The organism is Cognatishimia maritima (assembly GCF_900129685.1).
Taxonomy (GTDB): domain Bacteria; phylum Pseudomonadota; class Alphaproteobacteria; order Rhodobacterales; family Rhodobacteraceae; genus Cognatishimia; species Cognatishimia maritima.
The window spans coordinates 119,920-134,658 of the sequence record NZ_FQWM01000004.1; the positions used below are offsets into that span (position 1 = coordinate 119,920).

A 14,739-nucleotide genomic window follows, 5' to 3' on the forward strand; every position below is an offset into this window, starting at 1 on the left:
CGAAGGAAGGAAGCCACAATGGCCGAGATCGAACGCGAAGCAATGGAATATGACGTCGTTATCGTCGGCGCAGGGCCTGCTGGCCTCTCCGCGGCCATTCGACTGAAGCAGCTGGATGCTGATCTGAACGTTGTTGTGCTGGAAAAAGGCTCTGAGGTTGGCGCACATATTCTGTCTGGCGCAGTGCTTGATCCATCGGGGCTGGATGCGCTGATCCCGGATTGGAAAGAAAAAGGCGCGCCGCTGAACGTGCCTGTCAAAGAAGACAACTTCTTTGCGCTTGGCCCAGCAGGCAAAATCCGCATTCCAAACTTCCCGATGCCGCCGCTGATGAACAACCACGGCAACTACATCGTCTCGATGGGCAACGTCTGCCGCTGGATGGCAGAACAGGCCGAAGAGCTGGGTGTTGAAATCTTCCCCGGCATGGCGTGCTCTGAACTGGTCTATGGCGAAAACGGCGAAGTCAAAGGCGTCGTCGCTGGCGTCTTCGGGCTAGAGGCGGATGGCTCCTACGGTCCGAACACCGAGCCGGGCATGGAACTGCACGGCAAGTATGTGTTCCTTTCTGAAGGTGTGCGTGGCTCCCTGTCCAAAGAGGTGATCGAAAAATACGGCCTGCAGGACGGTAAAGAGCCGCAGAAATTCGGCATCGGCATGAAAGAGATCTGGGAGATCGACCCGGCCAAGCACAAAGAAGGCACTGTGACCCACACAATGGGCTGGCCTTTGGGCTCCAACGCGGGCGGCGGATCTTTCATCTATCATCTGGACAACAATCAGGTCTATGTCGGTTTCGTGGTGCACCTGAACTACAAGAACCCGCACCTCTTCCCTTACATGGAATTCCAGCGCTTTAAGCACCATCCGATGGTCGCTGACCTGCTGAAAGGCGGCAAACGCGTGGCTTACGGCGCGCGGGCGATTTCTGAAGGTGGCTACCAGTCGATGCCGAAAATGGTGGCATCGGGCGTCGCGCTGTTGGGCTGTTCCGTGGGCATGGTCAACGTGCCACGCATCAAGGGCAACCATAATGCGATGCTCTCTGGTATTGCCGCTGCGGAAGCCGCGCACAAGGCGATTGCCGCGGGCCGCTCCGGCGACGAACTGCATGATTACGAGGTCGACGTGCGCACTGGCGCGATTGGCCAAGACCTGAAGAAGGTGCGCAACGTTAAACCGCTGTGGTCCAAATTCGGCATGGTGGCCTCGCTGGTATTGGGCGGCTTTGACATGTGGTTCCAAACCGTGACCAAGGGCATCTCACTTTTCGGGACGCTCAGCCATGGCAAAAACGATGCGGCAGCGACCGAGCCAGCCTCTGCGCATAAGCCGATTGACTATCCAAAGCCCGATGGCACGCTGTCCTTTGATCGCCTGACCAACGTCAGCTTTGCGATGACCAACCACGAAGAAAGCCAGCCGTGCCACCTGCGTCTGAAGGACCCGATGGTGCCAATCAGCGACAACCTGCCCATGTTTGATGAGCCTGCGCAGCGCTATTGCCCGGCAGGTGTCTATGAGGTGGTCGAAAAAGATGGCAAGCAAGAGTTCGTGGTGAACTTCCAGAACTGCGTGCACTGCAAAACCTGCGACATCAAAGACCCGGCGCAAAACATCACCTGGGTCACGCCGCAGGGTGGCGACGGGCCGAATTACCCGAACATGTAAATCTCTGACTGATCTCAAACGCTCGCCCTTGGCGGGCGTTTTTGATTCCAGTGACTAGGTGAAGAAATCCCGCACCAACGCCGCCCTCGCAGAAAGTTTATGCGGGAATGGGCGGCGCATCGCGTTACATGTGCATTATTGCCAAGCGTCATTGCCTCTCAGGAATCCGGCGTTTAGTCTCTGATCAACGCGATGAAAGGAATGCCCCTGTGACCGGAAAAACTCTGCGACTGCTGGCGACCACCTTCTTGATTGGCGCGGGCGCATTGCCCCTGCAGGCCGAGACACATGCCGGCGCCTATCTGGCGGCGCGGTCGGCGACATTTTCCAGCGACTACGCCACGGCAGCCAAGTATTACACGCAGCTTCTTGCGCGCAATCCGGGGGAGGCTTTCCTGCTGGAAAACCTTGTGCTGTCAAACATGGCGTTGGGTCAAATTGACAAGGCCATAGCGCCTGCGCGCCTCTTGGATCAGCAAGAGGTGAATAGCCAGATCGGGAATATGGTCCTGATCGCCGCTTTGATTGACGATGGCAATTACGCGGGGTTGATTGAACGGCTAGAGGCCGACCTCGGCATTGGTCCGTTGGTCGATGGCTTGATGCAGGCTTGGGCGCACCTTGGGAATGGCAGCGTTTCAAAGGCCACCGCAGCGTTTGACGCGGTCGCCGTAGAACGCGGGCTGCAGGGTTTTGCGCTTTATCACAAGGCGCTGGCCTTGGCCTCTGTTGGCGATTTTGAAGGGGCAGAAAATATCTTTGGCGGTGAGACAGCGAATACCGTTCAGCTCTCGCGCCGCGCGGTCATCGCGCATATTCAAATTCTCAGCCAGCTAGAGCGGAACGAGGACGCCATCACCGTGCTCGACACGCTTTTTGGGCGGGATTTGGACCCAGAGCTGCGCGCGATGCGTCAGTTGCTAGAGGCAGGCGATACCGTTCCATTTGCGTTGGTGTCCTCTCCGCGTGATGGCATGGCCGAGGTGCTCTACAGCATTGCAAATGCCCTGCAAGACGAGGCGTCGCCTGATTACACGCTGCTCTACACACGCACAGCCCAGTACCTGCAGCCTGATCACATCGACGCGTTGCTTTTGACAGCCGAACTGCTTGAGCAGGTTGAGCAATACGATCTTGCAACCGAGGTCTATCGTTCGGTCCCAGCAGGGCATCACAGCTTCCATGCCGCAGAGATGGGCCGCGCCGAAGCCTTGCGCGCAGGCGGCAAGGTCGAAGCCGCAGTGGAGGTTCTGACGCAACTTTCGCGCACCCATGGCGATCTGCCAATTGTGCACACATCTTTGGGTGACATTCTGCGCCAGCAAGAGCGTTACAAAGAAGCTGCCAGCGCCTATGACAAGGCGCTTGCCCTGTTTGATACGCCTGATCAAAGCCAGTGGTTTTCATATTACGCGCGCGGCATTTGCCATGAACGTCTGGACGAATGGGACAACGCAGAGGCTGATTTCCGTCAGGCGCTTGACCTGAACCCCGACCAACCGCAGGTGCTGAATTATCTGGGGTATTCATTGGTCGAAAAGCGCATCAAACTGGATGAGGCGCTTGGCATGATTGAACGCGCTGTCGAGGCACGCCCGAACAGCGGCTATATCGTGGATAGCCTTGGTTGGGTTCTGTACCGACTGGGTCGTTTTGACGATGCGGTGACCCATATGGAACGTGCGACGGAACTGATGCCCGTTGACCCGGTGGTCAACGACCATCTCGGCGACGTTTACTGGGCTGTTGGTCGGGAAACCGAGGCGCGGTTTCAATGGCGTCGTGCGCTGAGTTTCATCACTGATGAAACGTCCGAAGAGGCCAACCCAGAGCGAATCCGCGCCAAACTGGAGCGTGGGTTAGATGTTGTGCTGGCAGAAGAGGGCGCACCCGCGATCCAAGTCGCCAATGAGCAATGAGCTTTCGGCGCTTGCGCCGGCCAAGATCAACCTGACCCTGCACATCACAGGGCAGCGAGACGATGGTTATCATCTGTTGGATTCGCTGGTTGTCTTTGCCGACATCGGCGACCGGATTTCGGCCGCCCCCGCTGATGAGTTGACATTAAACGTCACCGGTCCTTTTGCAGGTGGCATCCCAACGGACGACAGCAACTTGATGCTGCGCGCTGCGAAGCTGCTCTTGCCAGACCATGGTGCCGCCCTCACGCTTGAGAAACACTTGCCGCCAGCCTCGGGCATCGGCGGCGGTTCCAGCGACGCGGCGGCAACGTTGCGATTGCTGTCTGACCTTTGGGATGTGGCTATGCCCAAAGATGTCTTGGCATTGGGCGCAGATATGCCGGTTTGCATGACGCCCTGTGCGCAACGCATGTCCGGCATTGGTGAGCTGCTGTCAAAGGTGCCTGCACTGCCTGCCTGCGATATCGTCTTGGTGAACCCTCGGGTCGAGGTCTCAACACCTGCCATCTTTAAGTCTTTGCAAGAACGGAACAATCCCCCAATGCCTGCCAAGCTACCGGCTTGGGCCAACGTTCAGGATTTCGCGGAATGGCTTGGCACGCAGCGAAATGATATGCAGACCACGGCAGAGGTGCTGCAGCCCGCCATCACCGATGTGTTGGTCGCTTTGCAGGCCACAGATACGTTGTTTTCAAGAATGTCAGGATCAGGGGCAACGTGTTTTGCGCTTTTCCCTCCGGACGGGCGGGCGGCAAAAAACGCCCAAAAGGCGCTGCAGGCCGCGCATCCAGAGTGGTGGGTCGCAGAGGGGTCGCTTCTAAGCTAGGCCAGAGTTGGGTTAGTTCACGCGCGCTACCACGTAATCGGCCAGATCAATCAACAGCGTTTTGATTTCGTGATCGGGCAGCGGTGCCAGTGCCGCTTTGGCCTTTTCCGCCCAAGCAACAGCGTCATCGCGTGTCTCTTCCAACGCGCCGTGACGGTTCAGCAGGTCCAATGCATGGTCCAAATCGCCGTCGACTTGTTTGCCTTTTTCAATGGTCCGCTGCCAGAACGCGCGTTCTTCGCCGTCAGCTTTGGCAACCGCCTTGATCACAGGCAATGTCAGCTTGCGTTCGCGAAAATCATCCCCGACATTTTTGCCGGTCGCCTTGGCATCACCTTGGTAGTCCAGCAGGTCATCAACGATCTGGAAGGAAATCCCCAAAGCATCGCCGTAGTCAAACAGCGCTTTGACATGGGCTTCATCCGCTTTGGCAATCACGCCGCCAACCTCGGTCGCTGCTGAAAACAGCGCGGCGGTTTTCCCACGCACAACTTGCAAGTAGATCGATTCGTCGGTTTTCAGATCCTGCGCAGCGGTCAACTGCAGCACTTCACCTTCGGCAATTGTGGCCGAGGCATTGGCCAGGATATCCAGAACGCGCAAGGATCCGGTTTCCACCATCAACTGGAACGACCGCGAAAACAGGTAATCGCCAACCAGAACAGAGCTTTTGTTGTCCCACAGCAGGTTGGCTGTCGGACGACCCCGGCGCTGTGCGCTTTCGTCGACGACATCGTCATGCAAAAGCGTGGCCGTGTGGATGAATTCTACCGTCGCGGCAAGATGCAGGTGGTATGGCCCGTCATAGCCACAGAGTTTCGCCGCCGCCAATGTCAGCATGGGCCGCAACCGTTTGCCACCAGCGCCAACCAAATGCGCGGTTACTTCGGGGATGCGTGGCGCGTGTTTGCTGGCCATGCGTTCGGTGATCAGCGCATTCACGGCCTGCATTTCATCGGCCAGTAGGGCGCTTAACGCCTCATGCGGTTTTGTTGCTGCGTGGTCCAGACCCATCACACTCCCGTCACAAGGCTCGACATTTGGCAGGCCTTGCCCTTACATCCCAGATATGAAGGAACTCTTGCGCACCACCGACCCGACGATCATTGCCTTTGCCATGGCGCTCCTTCGAGGGGAGGGTATAGACTGCTTTGAAATGGACGTAAATATGAGCGTTCTGGAAGGTGGCATAGGCATCTTTCCGCGTCGCATTCTGGTACATTCAGATGTCTTGACGCAGGCAGAACGCGTTATGCGCGACAATGATATCCCGCTGGGTCGACCGTGAGCGAAAAAATCACTGAAAATGAATATCTTGGCGGCAAGGTACGCATCAGGCAGCCTTTGCGTGGCTACCGCGCGGGGGTTGATCCTGTGCTTCTGGCAGCCTCTGTTCCGGCGAGATCTGGCCAAACTGTGCTTGAACTTGGCACCGGGGTCGGCACTGCGGCACTCTGCCTCGCCGCACGAGTGTCTGGCCTTTCGCTGGTCGGAGTCGAACTACAGCGGGCGTATGCTGACCTTGCGCGCGAAAATGCAGGGCTAAACAAGGCGCAGTTCGAGGTCATAACCGCCGATCTGAATGATCTTCCGAGCGACCTGAAGCAGCGCCGATTTGATCATGTCATCGCGAACCCGCCCTATTTTGACCGTAGCGCCAGCCATGCGGCCCAAGACCAAGGCCGTGAAACCGCGATGGGCGAAGACACGCCGTTGGCTATCTGGCTTTCCGTTGCAGCAAAACGTGTCGCGCCAAAGGGCTATGTGACCTTCATCCATCGGGCTGAACGGCTCAGCGATCTTCTGTCTCTGATGCCTGCCGCACTGGGCTCGGTTCAGGTCTTGCCCTTTATTCCAAGGGCAGAGCGCGACGCGAATCTTGTGCTGGTGCGCGCGCGCCATTCTGGGCGGGCCCCGTTACGACTGCATGCACCGATCCTGCTGCATCAGGGCGCTCAGCACGAAAAAGACGCTGAAAATTACACCGACCGCGTGAAATCCGTGCTGCGCGATGGGGCTGCGCTGCCGTTTCCGGCATAATTTCGCGCAACCTATAGGTGCCAGCTAACTACGTAATATTGCTGTTGAAATCTTTGCTGCGAAATAAAGTTTCAAAAGACTCGGTATTCTTTTTGTAAAAAACCACAAAAACAATGCATGCGCCGCGTGACAGATGCGTGAATTTATGCTGGACTAGGTCTGTTGATGTTAACCCTAGCTAGAGAGGAGGATGCCATATGAGCGTAAGCTCACATTTGGAAGAACTGAAACGGAAACACGAGAGCCTCTCCAAACTTGTCGAACAGGAGCAACGCTCCCCAGGAGCAAGTGATCTCGACATTGCTGAAATGAAGAAACAGAAACTCCGGATCAAAGAAGAGATCACGAGACTTTCTGCTTAGTCAACATTCACCCACCAACATTTACCCAAAGAGGCCCCGTTTCTTCGGAAGCGGGGTTTTATTATGTCCGAAAGCTGGCGCGTGCTGCGACTAATGCGCCAAACGTAATCAGCAGCGCAGCAATGGCCAGACCCCATGTGGCTTCGGCCGCGCCTGCCAAGACAAGCACAAGCGTCGACAAAAGCGGCGCAGCATAAGAGGCCGTGCCCAATAGCTGAATGTCGCCCTGTTTGACGCCAATGTCCCAAACGTAAAACGCCAATCCCACCGGCCCAAGGCCAAGCGCCGCAACTGAAAGCCAGCCAAGACGTGAGGTAGGCCAGATCGTGTCCTCAAGCATCACATGCAGCCCCAGCGACAGCACCGCAGAGGCAAGGCAAAAGACGGCGACAGCGGCCGTTGGGACGTCTTTCAGCCGTCGGGAGATCACCGAATAGCAGGACCAGAAAGGGCGCAGCCAAAGGCAAGACCATAGCCGGGCAGTGCGGCTGCATCAAAGCCGCCTCCACCCCCCTGAATGATCAGGGCTGCGCCTGCGAAGGCAATGAGTGCCCCAATCACATGCGCGCGCTTCAAGACCTCACCGGGCAAAAGCCCGGAGAAAAGCACAATCAACAGTGGCCAAAGATAAGCGATCAGCCCGGTCTCCGCCGCAGGCGCAAGCCGCAGCGCGCTAAAGTAAAGCGCGTGGTAGCCGAACAATCCAATCGTCCCGAAAGCAAAAACGCCGAGGGGCACCTGCCTCAGGGGGCCAAAACCACCTGTCCGCGCCGTCCAGATCAGCCCCAATGTACCGCCGATGGCAAAGCAAACGGCATTCAATAGCAAGGGCGGCATTGGGGCCGTCCCGACGGTAAAAAGCGCCAAGAAGGACCAAAGGATCACGGCAAGAAAGCCAACGGATGTCGCGGTTTTTGGTGTCACGGTCCTACAGCTCTGAAACAGGGACAATTTTGAAGTCATCCGAGAAATGCGCGGTCTTTTCAATCTCTGCAATGAACCAATCACGAAACGCCGCCACGTCGGTACGTGTCTCAGCACCTTTCCGGCAGAGAAAGCGAAACCGAGCATCCGATTCAATGGCCACTTTGAACGGCGTCACCAACCGTTCCTCCATGACATCTTTGATAATCATCGGACGGCGCCCCAGGGCGACCCCGACGCCAGAAATCGCCGCGTCAATTGCATGGTCGGCGTTCGAAAAATGGATGCCGCGTTTGCCTTCTGGAAGCCGAAGCCTCATCGCCTTGAACCATGCGGCCCAGTCGCATTTGGGGCGCAGAAAATCGATGGAATCATCGTAGATCAGCGGCGCATTGAGAAGCTTTTCCGGGGTGTCATATTTCTGGGCATGCTCGGGCGTCATCACCGGTGTCAGCCATTCTTTGCGCACCGGAACGCTGTAGAGATCGGGGAACTCGCGTTGACTAAAACGAATGGCAACGTCGACGTCATCACGTTCAAAGTCGAGGTCCTTCAAGGAGGCCGCAAAACGCAATTCGATATCCGGGTGGTGGCGCGCGAACTCAAAAATTCGGGGGGCAAGCCACTTGGCCGTCAAAGCTGGGCCCGCTGTAATCATCAGCGTATTGGTTTGCACCGACCGACGCGCCGCGCGCCATGCATTGTTCAGAGCATCAAAGCCTTCGCTCGCCCCGGGCGCCAGAACGGCGCCAGCCTCCGTCAATTGAACCGCACGGTTGAGCCTGACAAACAATGGATGGCCAAGGTGATCTTCCAGCGATTTGATCTGAAACGACAACGCGGCAGGCGTCACGTTCAACTCATCCGCCGCCCTTGCAAAGGACAGATGTCGGGCAGCGGCCTCAAAAGCGCGCAGGGCGGTCAAAGGGGGCAGGCGATCACTCATGTCAGTTAAGTAAAACTAAATCGAAGTGTTGAAAAGTCTCGTTTGTAAGCTTTCTTTGCGCAGCGCATATTGGCAACAGGTTAGATTTTCAAATGCAGGAGCGCAAAATGATCGAAGTTGCCACAACCCGTCGCGTCGCTTGCGCCTATTCCCGGGCGCATGAGGAAAGAGCCATGGCTTTCCGGCGTCTGTTCAAGGTTTTTAGCGTTTTCCCACGTGTGCCGCTGAGCCGGATCGCTCTTACGGTGCCGTCCCGCTGATCCGCTTTCTGCGGTTTCTTACGGGGCAAAAAGGAAAGGGCCGGTCAATTGACCGGCCCTTGTTGTCTTCACCGACGGCAGTAATCAGACGAAGAACTGTGCGCCGTTCGCCGAAATGGTCGAGCCATTGATGAACCCTGAATCCTCGGACGCAAGGAAGGTCACGCAGCGCGCGATTTCTTCTGGTTCACCCAGACGACCTGCTGGAATCTGCGGAATGATCTTAGAGTTCAGAACTTCCTCTGGGATTGCGCGGACCATTTCGGTGCCGATGTAGCCCGGGCAAACCGCGTTCGCCGTGATGCCTGCGCGGGCACCTTCTTGGGCCAGGGATTTGATGATGCCCAGATCGCCCGCTTTGGTCGCTGCATAGTTCACCTGACCAAACTGGCCTTTCTGACCGTTGATCGAAGAGATCACGATCACACGGCCAAACTTGCGCTCACGCATGCCAGGCCAAACCGGGTGCACGGTGTTAAAAACGCCGGTCAGGTTGGTGTCGACGACTTCTTTCCATGCCTCAGGCGTCATCTTGTGGAAAGGTGCGTCGCGGGTGATACCAGCGTTCGCGACAACCACGTCAATCGGGCCAAGGTCCGCCTCGACCTGCGCGATGCCTGCTTTGGAGGCGTCGTAATCGGCAACGTTCCATTTGTAGGTCTTGATGCCGGTCTCTGCGGTAAAGGCAGCGGCTTTTTCGTCGTTGCCAGCATAGGTTGCCGCAACCTCGTATCCTTCGGCTTTCAGCGCTTTGGAAATCGCTTCTCCGATGCCGCGTGAACCGCCGGTGACGAGTGCTACTTTTGCCATGGTCTTCCTCCAGTATGAGTAATTCTTCTAGTAATTCTGTTACGTAACGCGCGCTCAATGTGCAAGATTGTTTCGTCGTCAAATTGGTATGATCGCCGACAATCCGTAAGTCCAGTGCGCTTCTTGATTGCAGTGACAAAAAAAGGGCATCCCATGCGGGACGCCCTTTTCACGATTGTTACAAGGCGTCCGAGACTTATGGGCGCTCAACGCAGAGCGCGACACCCATGCCGCCGCCGATGCACAGTGTTGCCAAGCCTTTTTTGGCGTCGCGACGCTGCATTTCAAACAGCAGTGTGTTCAGGACGCGGCAGCCCGAGGCGCCAATCGGGTGACCGATCGCAATCGCGCCGCCATTGACGTTCACGATGGCTGGATCCCAACCCATGTCCTTGTTCACGGCACAGGCCTGCGCAGCAAAGGCTTCGTTGGCTTCAACAAGGTCCAAGTCGCCAACAGACCAGCCCGCCTTTTCCAGCGCCTTGCGAGACGCGTGGATTGGGCCAACACCCATGATGGATGGGTCCAGACCGGCAGTGGCGTAAGACGCAATGCGGGCCATTGGGGTGATGCCGCGCTTTTCGGCGTCATCTGCGGACATCAGCAAAACGCCTGCCGCGCCGTCGTTGATGCCAGATGCGTTCGCAGCCGTCACAGAGCCGCCTTCACGCACGAAGGCTGGGCGCAGTTTCTGCATGCCTTCGATGGTTGCGCCGTGACGGATGTATTCGTCTTTGTCGACCACGATGTCGCCCTTGCGGGTCTTCACGGTGAAGGCGATGACCTCATCGTCAAACTTGCCAGCCTTCTGTGCGGCCTCGGCTTTGTTCTGAGACGCCAGCGCGAATTCGTCCTGCATCTCACGAGAAATCTGCCACTGGTTCGCAACGTTTTCAGCGGTTTGGCCCATGTGATAGCCGTTGAACGCATCCCACAGACCATCTTTGATCATCGAGTCGATGTATTTCATATCGCCCATTTTGTGGCCCGCACGCAGGTGCGCCACATGCGGCGAAAGGGTCATGTTTTCCTGACCGCCCGCTGCAACGATGGACGCGTCACCCAGTTGGATGTGCTGTGCCGCCAATGCAACCGCGCGCAGGCCTGAGCCGCACACTTGGTTGATGCTCCATGCGGCGCTTTCTTGTGGCAAGCCCGCATTAATATGCGCCTGACGCGCCGGGTTCTGACCCTGACCTGCGGTCAGAACTTGACCGAGGATGGTTTCAGACACTTCAGACTTGTCGATCCCTGCGCGCTCCACCAGCGCTTCAAGCACTGCTGCGCCCAAATCATGCGCGGGAGTGTTTGCGAATGATCCGCCAAAGCTACCAACAGCTGTCCGGGCAGCCGAGGCGATTACTACGTTTGTCATATTCGTCGATCCTCTCAAGATGCAAAACATGCGTCCATCGGTGGGACACATATTGATCCCCTTCCAAAGGCTGCTTTATCGGATTTGCGAGGGAGCGACAACACGAAGCGTGCCGTTTTCGAAAGAAAATTGCGAGCTACGCGACTTTTTTGGAATTTTCGTTCTTGTCCCACGGGGGATTGACCGTCGGAGCGCCGTAAAGAAAGCCCTGCAGACAGTCGAACCCAAGCGATGCAAGGGTATTAGCATCATCCATACTGGTGACATGTGTCGCAACTGTGAAGATGCCGAATTGCCGCGCAATGTGCGAAATCGCGCCGGCAATCACTTGGTTTTCATAGTCGGTGCTTATTTTTTGGCAGAACTGGCGATCGACTTTGACAATATCAAAGAAAAACTCTTTGAAATGTCGGAAGGACGTCAGTTTTGCGCCGTAGTCATCCAAGGCAAAAGCGATTCCCCGGCCTTGGCAGTTGTCCATGAAATCCATCACCACCTCGGGCACCTGCAAGGCGGAGGGTTCAGAGATCTCTAGAATCAAACGCCTTGCGACCTCTGGTCGTTCGGAAAGCGCTTGTTCTAGCGTGCGTGTGTAGCGGCCATAGCCGATGGACCGGGCCGACATATTTATCGAAATGCGGATGTCCGGTGCTTGGGTGAGGGTCTTCAGCCCCTGTTCAAGCGCAAGGCAATCCAACTGCCGCCCCAAATCGGTGTCTTCGAGTGTTGCCATAAAATCTTTGGCCGGGATGATACGCCCGGTTTCATCCAGCACCCTGATTAGCCCTTCGAAGAAGGCAACTTTTGTCGGGTCTTTCGCTTGAACAATGGGTTGAAAGGCCAGCAGCACATCTTTGTGCCGGATCGCTGCAGCCACCATATCGACCACCGCCAGATCACGCGTTTCAATCGCGTGATCCAGCGGGCTGCTCTTGATAGCGCGCTGTCGCTTGCCCATGCATGACCCTCCGATAAAGCCATTAAGGCCCAGAGGGATAAACAAGCCGTTAAAGGGAAATTTGCGGCGAAATTAGCCTTCGCCGCTGCCAATCAGCGCTTTCAACACAGCCTTGGCACTGTCGCTTGACCAATCCGCGTCACCGCGCAGGCGCGCGACTTCATTTCCGTCGGGATCAAGGATCATGGTGGTCGGCAGGCCAAACACTTTCATTTCGCGCGCCAAAAGCTGCTTTGGGTCGCGGTGTTGCGGCAAGTTGTCGACGCCGATTTCATCCAAAAACTTCGCCATCGCAGGCGGCATGTTGCGCCCAGTTGCCAGTGTCACAACTTCAAAATTGTCGCCGCCCAATTCGCGCTGCAACTCTGAAAGCATTGGCATTTCGTGACGGCAGGGTGCGCACCAAGTGGCCCAAAAGTTCAGCAGCACATATTTGCCGCGATAATCCGAAAGCTGCCCTTCGCCACCATCCTCGTGAACAAATGTCGCCTCAGAGCTTGTCATAGCTTCGGGGTGAAACACCAGTTTCTTCATATCACCCTCACGCAGGGCAGTGGCGGCTTCGATATCCGCTGACGCAACATTTGCGCTAAGGGCCAAGGCCATATAAAGCACGCTCAAACGAAACAGACGCATAGTTCCTCCGAAAGACACGACATGACAGACAAATCCTCGAACCAGATGTGGGGTGGCCGCTTCGCCGCCGGTCCAGACGCGATCATGGAGGCAATCAATGCCTCGATCGGGTTTGATCAGCGGATGGCGGCACAGGACATTGCTGGCTCGCGGGCCCACGCGGCGATGTTGGCCAAGGCAGGCATCATTACGGATAAGGATGCCGAAGCGATTAGGGAAGGGCTGCTCACGGTCTTGTCAGAGATCGACAGCGGAAAGTTCAATTTCTCTGCCGCGCTCGAGGACATCCACATGAATGTCGAGGCGCGCCTGAAAGAGATCATTGGCGAACCCGCAGGCCGTTTGCACACGGGCCGGTCGCGCAATGATCAGGTGGCGACAGATTTCAAACTCTGGGTGCGCGACCAGATGGACGCGGCCATTGCTGGTATTGAGGCGCTGATGAAGGCGCTTGTTGCGCAGGCCGAAGCCGGTGCCGACTGGGTCATGCCGGGCTTTACCCATCTACAAACCGCGCAGCCGGTCACATGGGGGCATCATATGCTGGCCTATGTCGAGATGCTGGCTAGGGATCGCAGCCGTTTTGTCGACGCGCGCAAACGCATGAACGAATCCCCCCTTGGCGCGGCTGCGCTGGCCGGGACGTCCTTCCCGATTGATCGCCATATGACAGCCGAGGCGCTGGGTTTTGATCGCCCCGCGGCGAATTCTCTGGACGCGGTATCGGATCGCGACTTTGCGCTCGATTTCCTTTCGGCGTCGTCAATCTGTGCCATCCACCTCAGCCGCTTGTCCGAAGAGCTGGTGATCTGGTCCTCGGCGCAGTTCCGGTTTGTGACGCTGTCTGACCGCTTCTCTACTGGCAGTTCCATCATGCCGCAAAAGAAAAATCCGGATGCCGCTGAACTGATCCGCGCCAAGATTGGCCGGATTTTCGGGGCGAATACCGCGCTGACCATCGTGATGAAGGGTCTGCCGTTGGCCTATTCCAAGGACATGCAGGAAGACAAAGAACAGACCTTTGATGCTGCCGACAGCCTGATGTTGGCACTGGCCGCCATGGAAGGCATGGTCAAAGACATGTCCGCCAACCGCGACAGCCTTGAAGCGGCAGCGGGCAGTGGGTTCTCGACGGCAACCGACCTTGCTGATTGGCTGGTGCGGGCGCTGAACATGCCATTTCGTGATGCCCACCACGTGACCGGCACTTTGGTTGCCATGGCAGAATCCCGCGGCTGTGATTTGCCTGATCTGACGCTAGAGGATATGAAATCTGTGCATGAGCACATTACCGAGGATGTCTTTGGCGTTCTTGGGGTGCATAACTCTGTGGCCTCGCGCACATCCTACGGCGGCACCGCCCCAAGCGAAGTGCGCAAACAGGTTGCCCGTTGGAAGGACCTATTGGGATGAAATGGATTGCTGCGCTGATCACGATCAGCTTCTTGGCAAGCTGCGGCGCAGATGGTGCGCCGGTGCAACCGACAGCGGGGATTGGCATTGGGATCAGCCCGAGCGGCCTTTCCACGTCAACCCGCGTTGGGGTCAAGAAAGGCCCCGTGTCTGTCGGGGTCAGCCTCTGATGTTTGAAAGATCCAGCCTACGCTGGGTCTTTTTGCTTTTGGCCATCTGGGGCGCTGTGCACCCAATGGCCTATTTCCTTTCGTGGTTTGCCGACAATGGATTTGACCTCGCAGGGATGATTGACGCATGGCACGTGAACGACGCCACAAGTGGCCTTGTCTGGGATCTGACGATCTCGGCCCTTGCTTTGACGCTTTGGGTGGTTGTTGAAACCCTGCGGCATCGCCAGTGGCACTGGCTGCTTGCCCTCCCGGCCACCTTCTGCATCGGGGTCAGCTGCGGCCTGCCGTTGTTTCTTTTCTTTCTGTTTGGACGCGGACACAAAAATTCATCGTCTTTGCAGGGCTGATAAGATTGCAAGCCACAGGGCTTGTGCCTAAGACAGGCAAAACCAAATTCGCCCAATTTCGCCGGAGTGCCGCCAG

Annotated in this window: 16 protein-coding genes and 1 pseudogene; 10 read left to right on the forward strand and 7 right to left on the reverse strand. The window is 56.9% G+C overall.

Translation table 11 applies throughout. The features are described 5' to 3' along the window. The first annotated feature begins 18 nt into the window (after positions 1 to 18). The 3 genes from BUA39_RS10460 to BUA39_RS10470 all read left to right on the forward strand — a co-directional run bounded on the left by BUA39_RS10460 (position 19) and on the right by BUA39_RS10470 (position 4,419). The gene (locus BUA39_RS10460) at positions 19 to 1,671 is read left to right on the forward strand and encodes an electron transfer flavoprotein-ubiquinone oxidoreductase (RefSeq protein ID WP_072793159.1); all 1,653 of its coding nucleotides are present in this window, start codon (positions 19 to 21) and stop codon (positions 1,669 to 1,671) included. Between the two features lie 209 nt (positions 1,672 to 1,880). Beyond that, positions 1,881 to 3,590 (forward strand): tetratricopeptide repeat protein, encoded by a 1,710-nt coding sequence (locus BUA39_RS10465; protein ID WP_072793160.1) that lies wholly within the window; start codon positions 1,881 to 1,883, stop codon positions 3,588 to 3,590. Beyond that, the gene (locus BUA39_RS10470) at positions 3,580 to 4,419 is read left to right on the forward strand and encodes a 4-(cytidine 5'-diphospho)-2-C-methyl-D-erythritol kinase (protein ID WP_072793161.1); all 840 of its coding nucleotides are present in this window, start codon (positions 3,580 to 3,582) and stop codon (positions 4,417 to 4,419) included. Before BUA39_RS10465 ends, BUA39_RS10470 begins: the two co-directional genes overlap by 11 nt. Before the next feature lie 12 nt (positions 4,420 to 4,431). On the opposite strand, the gene BUA39_RS10475 is transcribed toward BUA39_RS10470, so the two are convergent. Beyond that, positions 4,432 to 5,433 (reverse strand): polyprenyl synthetase family protein, encoded by a 1,002-nt coding sequence (locus tag BUA39_RS10475; RefSeq protein WP_072793162.1) that lies wholly within the window; start codon positions 5,431 to 5,433, stop codon positions 4,432 to 4,434. A 55-nt stretch (positions 5,434 to 5,488) separates the two neighbouring features. Between BUA39_RS10475 and BUA39_RS10480 the strand changes: the two genes are divergently transcribed. The 3 genes from BUA39_RS10480 (at position 5,489) to BUA39_RS10490 (ending at position 6,821) form a co-directional block, all read left to right on the forward strand. Next, positions 5,489 to 5,707, forward strand: coding sequence for a putative signal transducing protein (locus BUA39_RS10480; protein WP_072793163.1), 219 nt, complete (start codon positions 5,489 to 5,491; stop codon positions 5,705 to 5,707). Beyond that, entirely contained in the window at positions 5,704 to 6,459 is a 756-nt protein-coding gene (locus BUA39_RS10485) for a tRNA1(Val) (adenine(37)-N6)-methyltransferase (protein ID WP_072793164.1), read from the forward strand. Before BUA39_RS10480 ends, BUA39_RS10485 begins: the two co-directional genes overlap by 4 nt. A gap of 197 nt (positions 6,460 to 6,656) precedes the next feature. Beyond that, positions 6,657 to 6,821: a YdcH family protein gene (locus tag BUA39_RS10490; RefSeq protein WP_072793165.1), complete on the forward strand. Its 165-nt coding sequence runs from the start codon at positions 6,657 to 6,659 to the stop codon at positions 6,819 to 6,821. A 61-nt stretch (positions 6,822 to 6,882) separates the two neighbouring features. On the opposite strand, the pseudogene yddG reads toward BUA39_RS10490, so the two are convergent. Continuing rightward, positions 6,883 to 7,745 (reverse strand): annotated as a pseudogene (gene yddG / locus BUA39_RS10495) (aromatic amino acid exporter YddG). Positions 7,746 to 7,749: 4 nt separating this feature from the next. Next, a complete protein-coding gene (locus tag BUA39_RS10500; protein ID WP_072793166.1) occupies positions 7,750 to 8,691 on the reverse strand; it encodes a transcriptional regulator GcvA in 942 nt (313 codons plus the stop codon). Between the two features lie 107 nt (positions 8,692 to 8,798). On the opposite strand from BUA39_RS10500, the gene BUA39_RS16825 reads away from it, so the two are divergent. After that, positions 8,799 to 8,951: a hypothetical protein gene (locus tag BUA39_RS16825; RefSeq protein ID WP_165610520.1), complete on the forward strand. Its 153-nt coding sequence runs from the start codon at positions 8,799 to 8,801 to the stop codon at positions 8,949 to 8,951. A gap of 84 nt (positions 8,952 to 9,035) precedes the next feature. On the opposite strand, the gene phbB is transcribed toward BUA39_RS16825, so the two are convergent. From phbB to BUA39_RS10520, 4 genes are all read right to left on the reverse strand, one after another. After that, positions 9,036 to 9,761: an acetoacetyl-CoA reductase gene (phbB, locus tag BUA39_RS10505; protein WP_072793167.1), complete on the reverse strand. Its 726-nt coding sequence runs from the start codon at positions 9,759 to 9,761 to the stop codon at positions 9,036 to 9,038. A gap of 196 nt (positions 9,762 to 9,957) precedes the next feature. After that, positions 9,958 to 11,136: an acetyl-CoA C-acetyltransferase gene (locus BUA39_RS10510; RefSeq protein WP_072793168.1), complete on the reverse strand. Its 1,179-nt coding sequence runs from the start codon at positions 11,134 to 11,136 to the stop codon at positions 9,958 to 9,960. A 136-nt stretch (positions 11,137 to 11,272) separates the two neighbouring features. Further along, a complete protein-coding gene (locus BUA39_RS10515; RefSeq protein ID WP_072793169.1) occupies positions 11,273 to 12,094 on the reverse strand; it encodes an EAL domain-containing protein in 822 nt (273 codons plus the stop codon). Between the two features lie 72 nt (positions 12,095 to 12,166). Further along, on the reverse strand, positions 12,167 to 12,730 hold the full coding sequence (locus BUA39_RS10520) for a TlpA family protein disulfide reductase (protein WP_072793170.1): 564 nt from the start codon (positions 12,728 to 12,730) through the stop codon (positions 12,167 to 12,169). A gap of 21 nt (positions 12,731 to 12,751) precedes the next feature. Between BUA39_RS10520 and argH the strand changes: the two genes are divergently transcribed. The 3 genes from argH to BUA39_RS10530 are packed head-to-tail and all read left to right on the forward strand — an operon-like array spanning position 12,752 to position 14,663. After that, positions 12,752 to 14,143 (forward strand): argininosuccinate lyase, encoded by a 1,392-nt coding sequence (argH, locus tag BUA39_RS10525; RefSeq protein ID WP_072793171.1) that lies wholly within the window; start codon positions 12,752 to 12,754, stop codon positions 14,141 to 14,143. Then, positions 14,140 to 14,313 (forward strand): hypothetical protein, encoded by a 174-nt coding sequence (locus tag BUA39_RS16830; protein ID WP_165610521.1) that lies wholly within the window; start codon positions 14,140 to 14,142, stop codon positions 14,311 to 14,313. The genes argH and BUA39_RS16830 overlap by 4 nt, the downstream gene beginning before the upstream one ends. Beyond that, positions 14,313 to 14,663, forward strand: coding sequence for a DUF2834 domain-containing protein (locus BUA39_RS10530; protein ID WP_072793172.1), 351 nt, complete (start codon positions 14,313 to 14,315; stop codon positions 14,661 to 14,663). Before BUA39_RS16830 ends, BUA39_RS10530 begins: the two co-directional genes overlap by 1 nt. Positions 14,664 to 14,739: the final 76 nt, after the last annotated feature.

Coding starts and splice junctions, on each gene's coding strand:
- BUA39_RS10460 (WP_072793159.1), top strand. CDS start 19: ATGGCCGAGATCGAACGCGAAGCAATGGAATATGACGTCGTTATCGTC.
- BUA39_RS10470 (WP_072793161.1), top strand. CDS start 3,580: ATGAGCAATGAGCTTTCGGCGCTTGCGCCGGCCAAGATCAACCTGACC.
- BUA39_RS10475 (WP_072793162.1), bottom strand. CDS start 5,433: ATGGGTCTGGACCACGCAGCAACAAAACCGCATGAGGCGTTAAGCGCC.
- BUA39_RS10480 (WP_072793163.1), top strand. CDS start 5,489: ATGAAGGAACTCTTGCGCACCACCGACCCGACGATCATTGCCTTTGCC.
- BUA39_RS10490 (WP_072793165.1), top strand. CDS start 6,657: ATGAGCGTAAGCTCACATTTGGAAGAACTGAAACGGAAACACGAGAGC.
- BUA39_RS10500 (WP_072793166.1), bottom strand. CDS start 8,691: ATGAGTGATCGCCTGCCCCCTTTGACCGCCCTGCGCGCTTTTGAGGCC.
- BUA39_RS16825 (WP_165610520.1), top strand. CDS start 8,799: ATGATCGAAGTTGCCACAACCCGTCGCGTCGCTTGCGCCTATTCCCGG.
- phbB (WP_072793167.1), bottom strand. CDS start 9,761: ATGGCAAAAGTAGCACTCGTCACCGGCGGTTCACGCGGCATCGGAGAA.
- BUA39_RS10510 (WP_072793168.1), bottom strand. CDS start 11,136: ATGACAAACGTAGTAATCGCCTCGGCTGCCCGGACAGCTGTTGGTAGC.
- BUA39_RS10515 (WP_072793169.1), bottom strand. CDS start 12,094: ATGGGCAAGCGACAGCGCGCTATCAAGAGCAGCCCGCTGGATCACGCG.
- BUA39_RS10520 (WP_072793170.1), bottom strand. CDS start 12,730: ATGCGTCTGTTTCGTTTGAGCGTGCTTTATATGGCCTTGGCCCTTAGC.
- argH (WP_072793171.1), top strand. CDS start 12,752: ATGACAGACAAATCCTCGAACCAGATGTGGGGTGGCCGCTTCGCCGCC.
- BUA39_RS16830 (WP_165610521.1), top strand. CDS start 14,140: ATGAAATGGATTGCTGCGCTGATCACGATCAGCTTCTTGGCAAGCTGC.
- BUA39_RS10530 (WP_072793172.1), top strand. CDS start 14,313: ATGTTTGAAAGATCCAGCCTACGCTGGGTCTTTTTGCTTTTGGCCATC.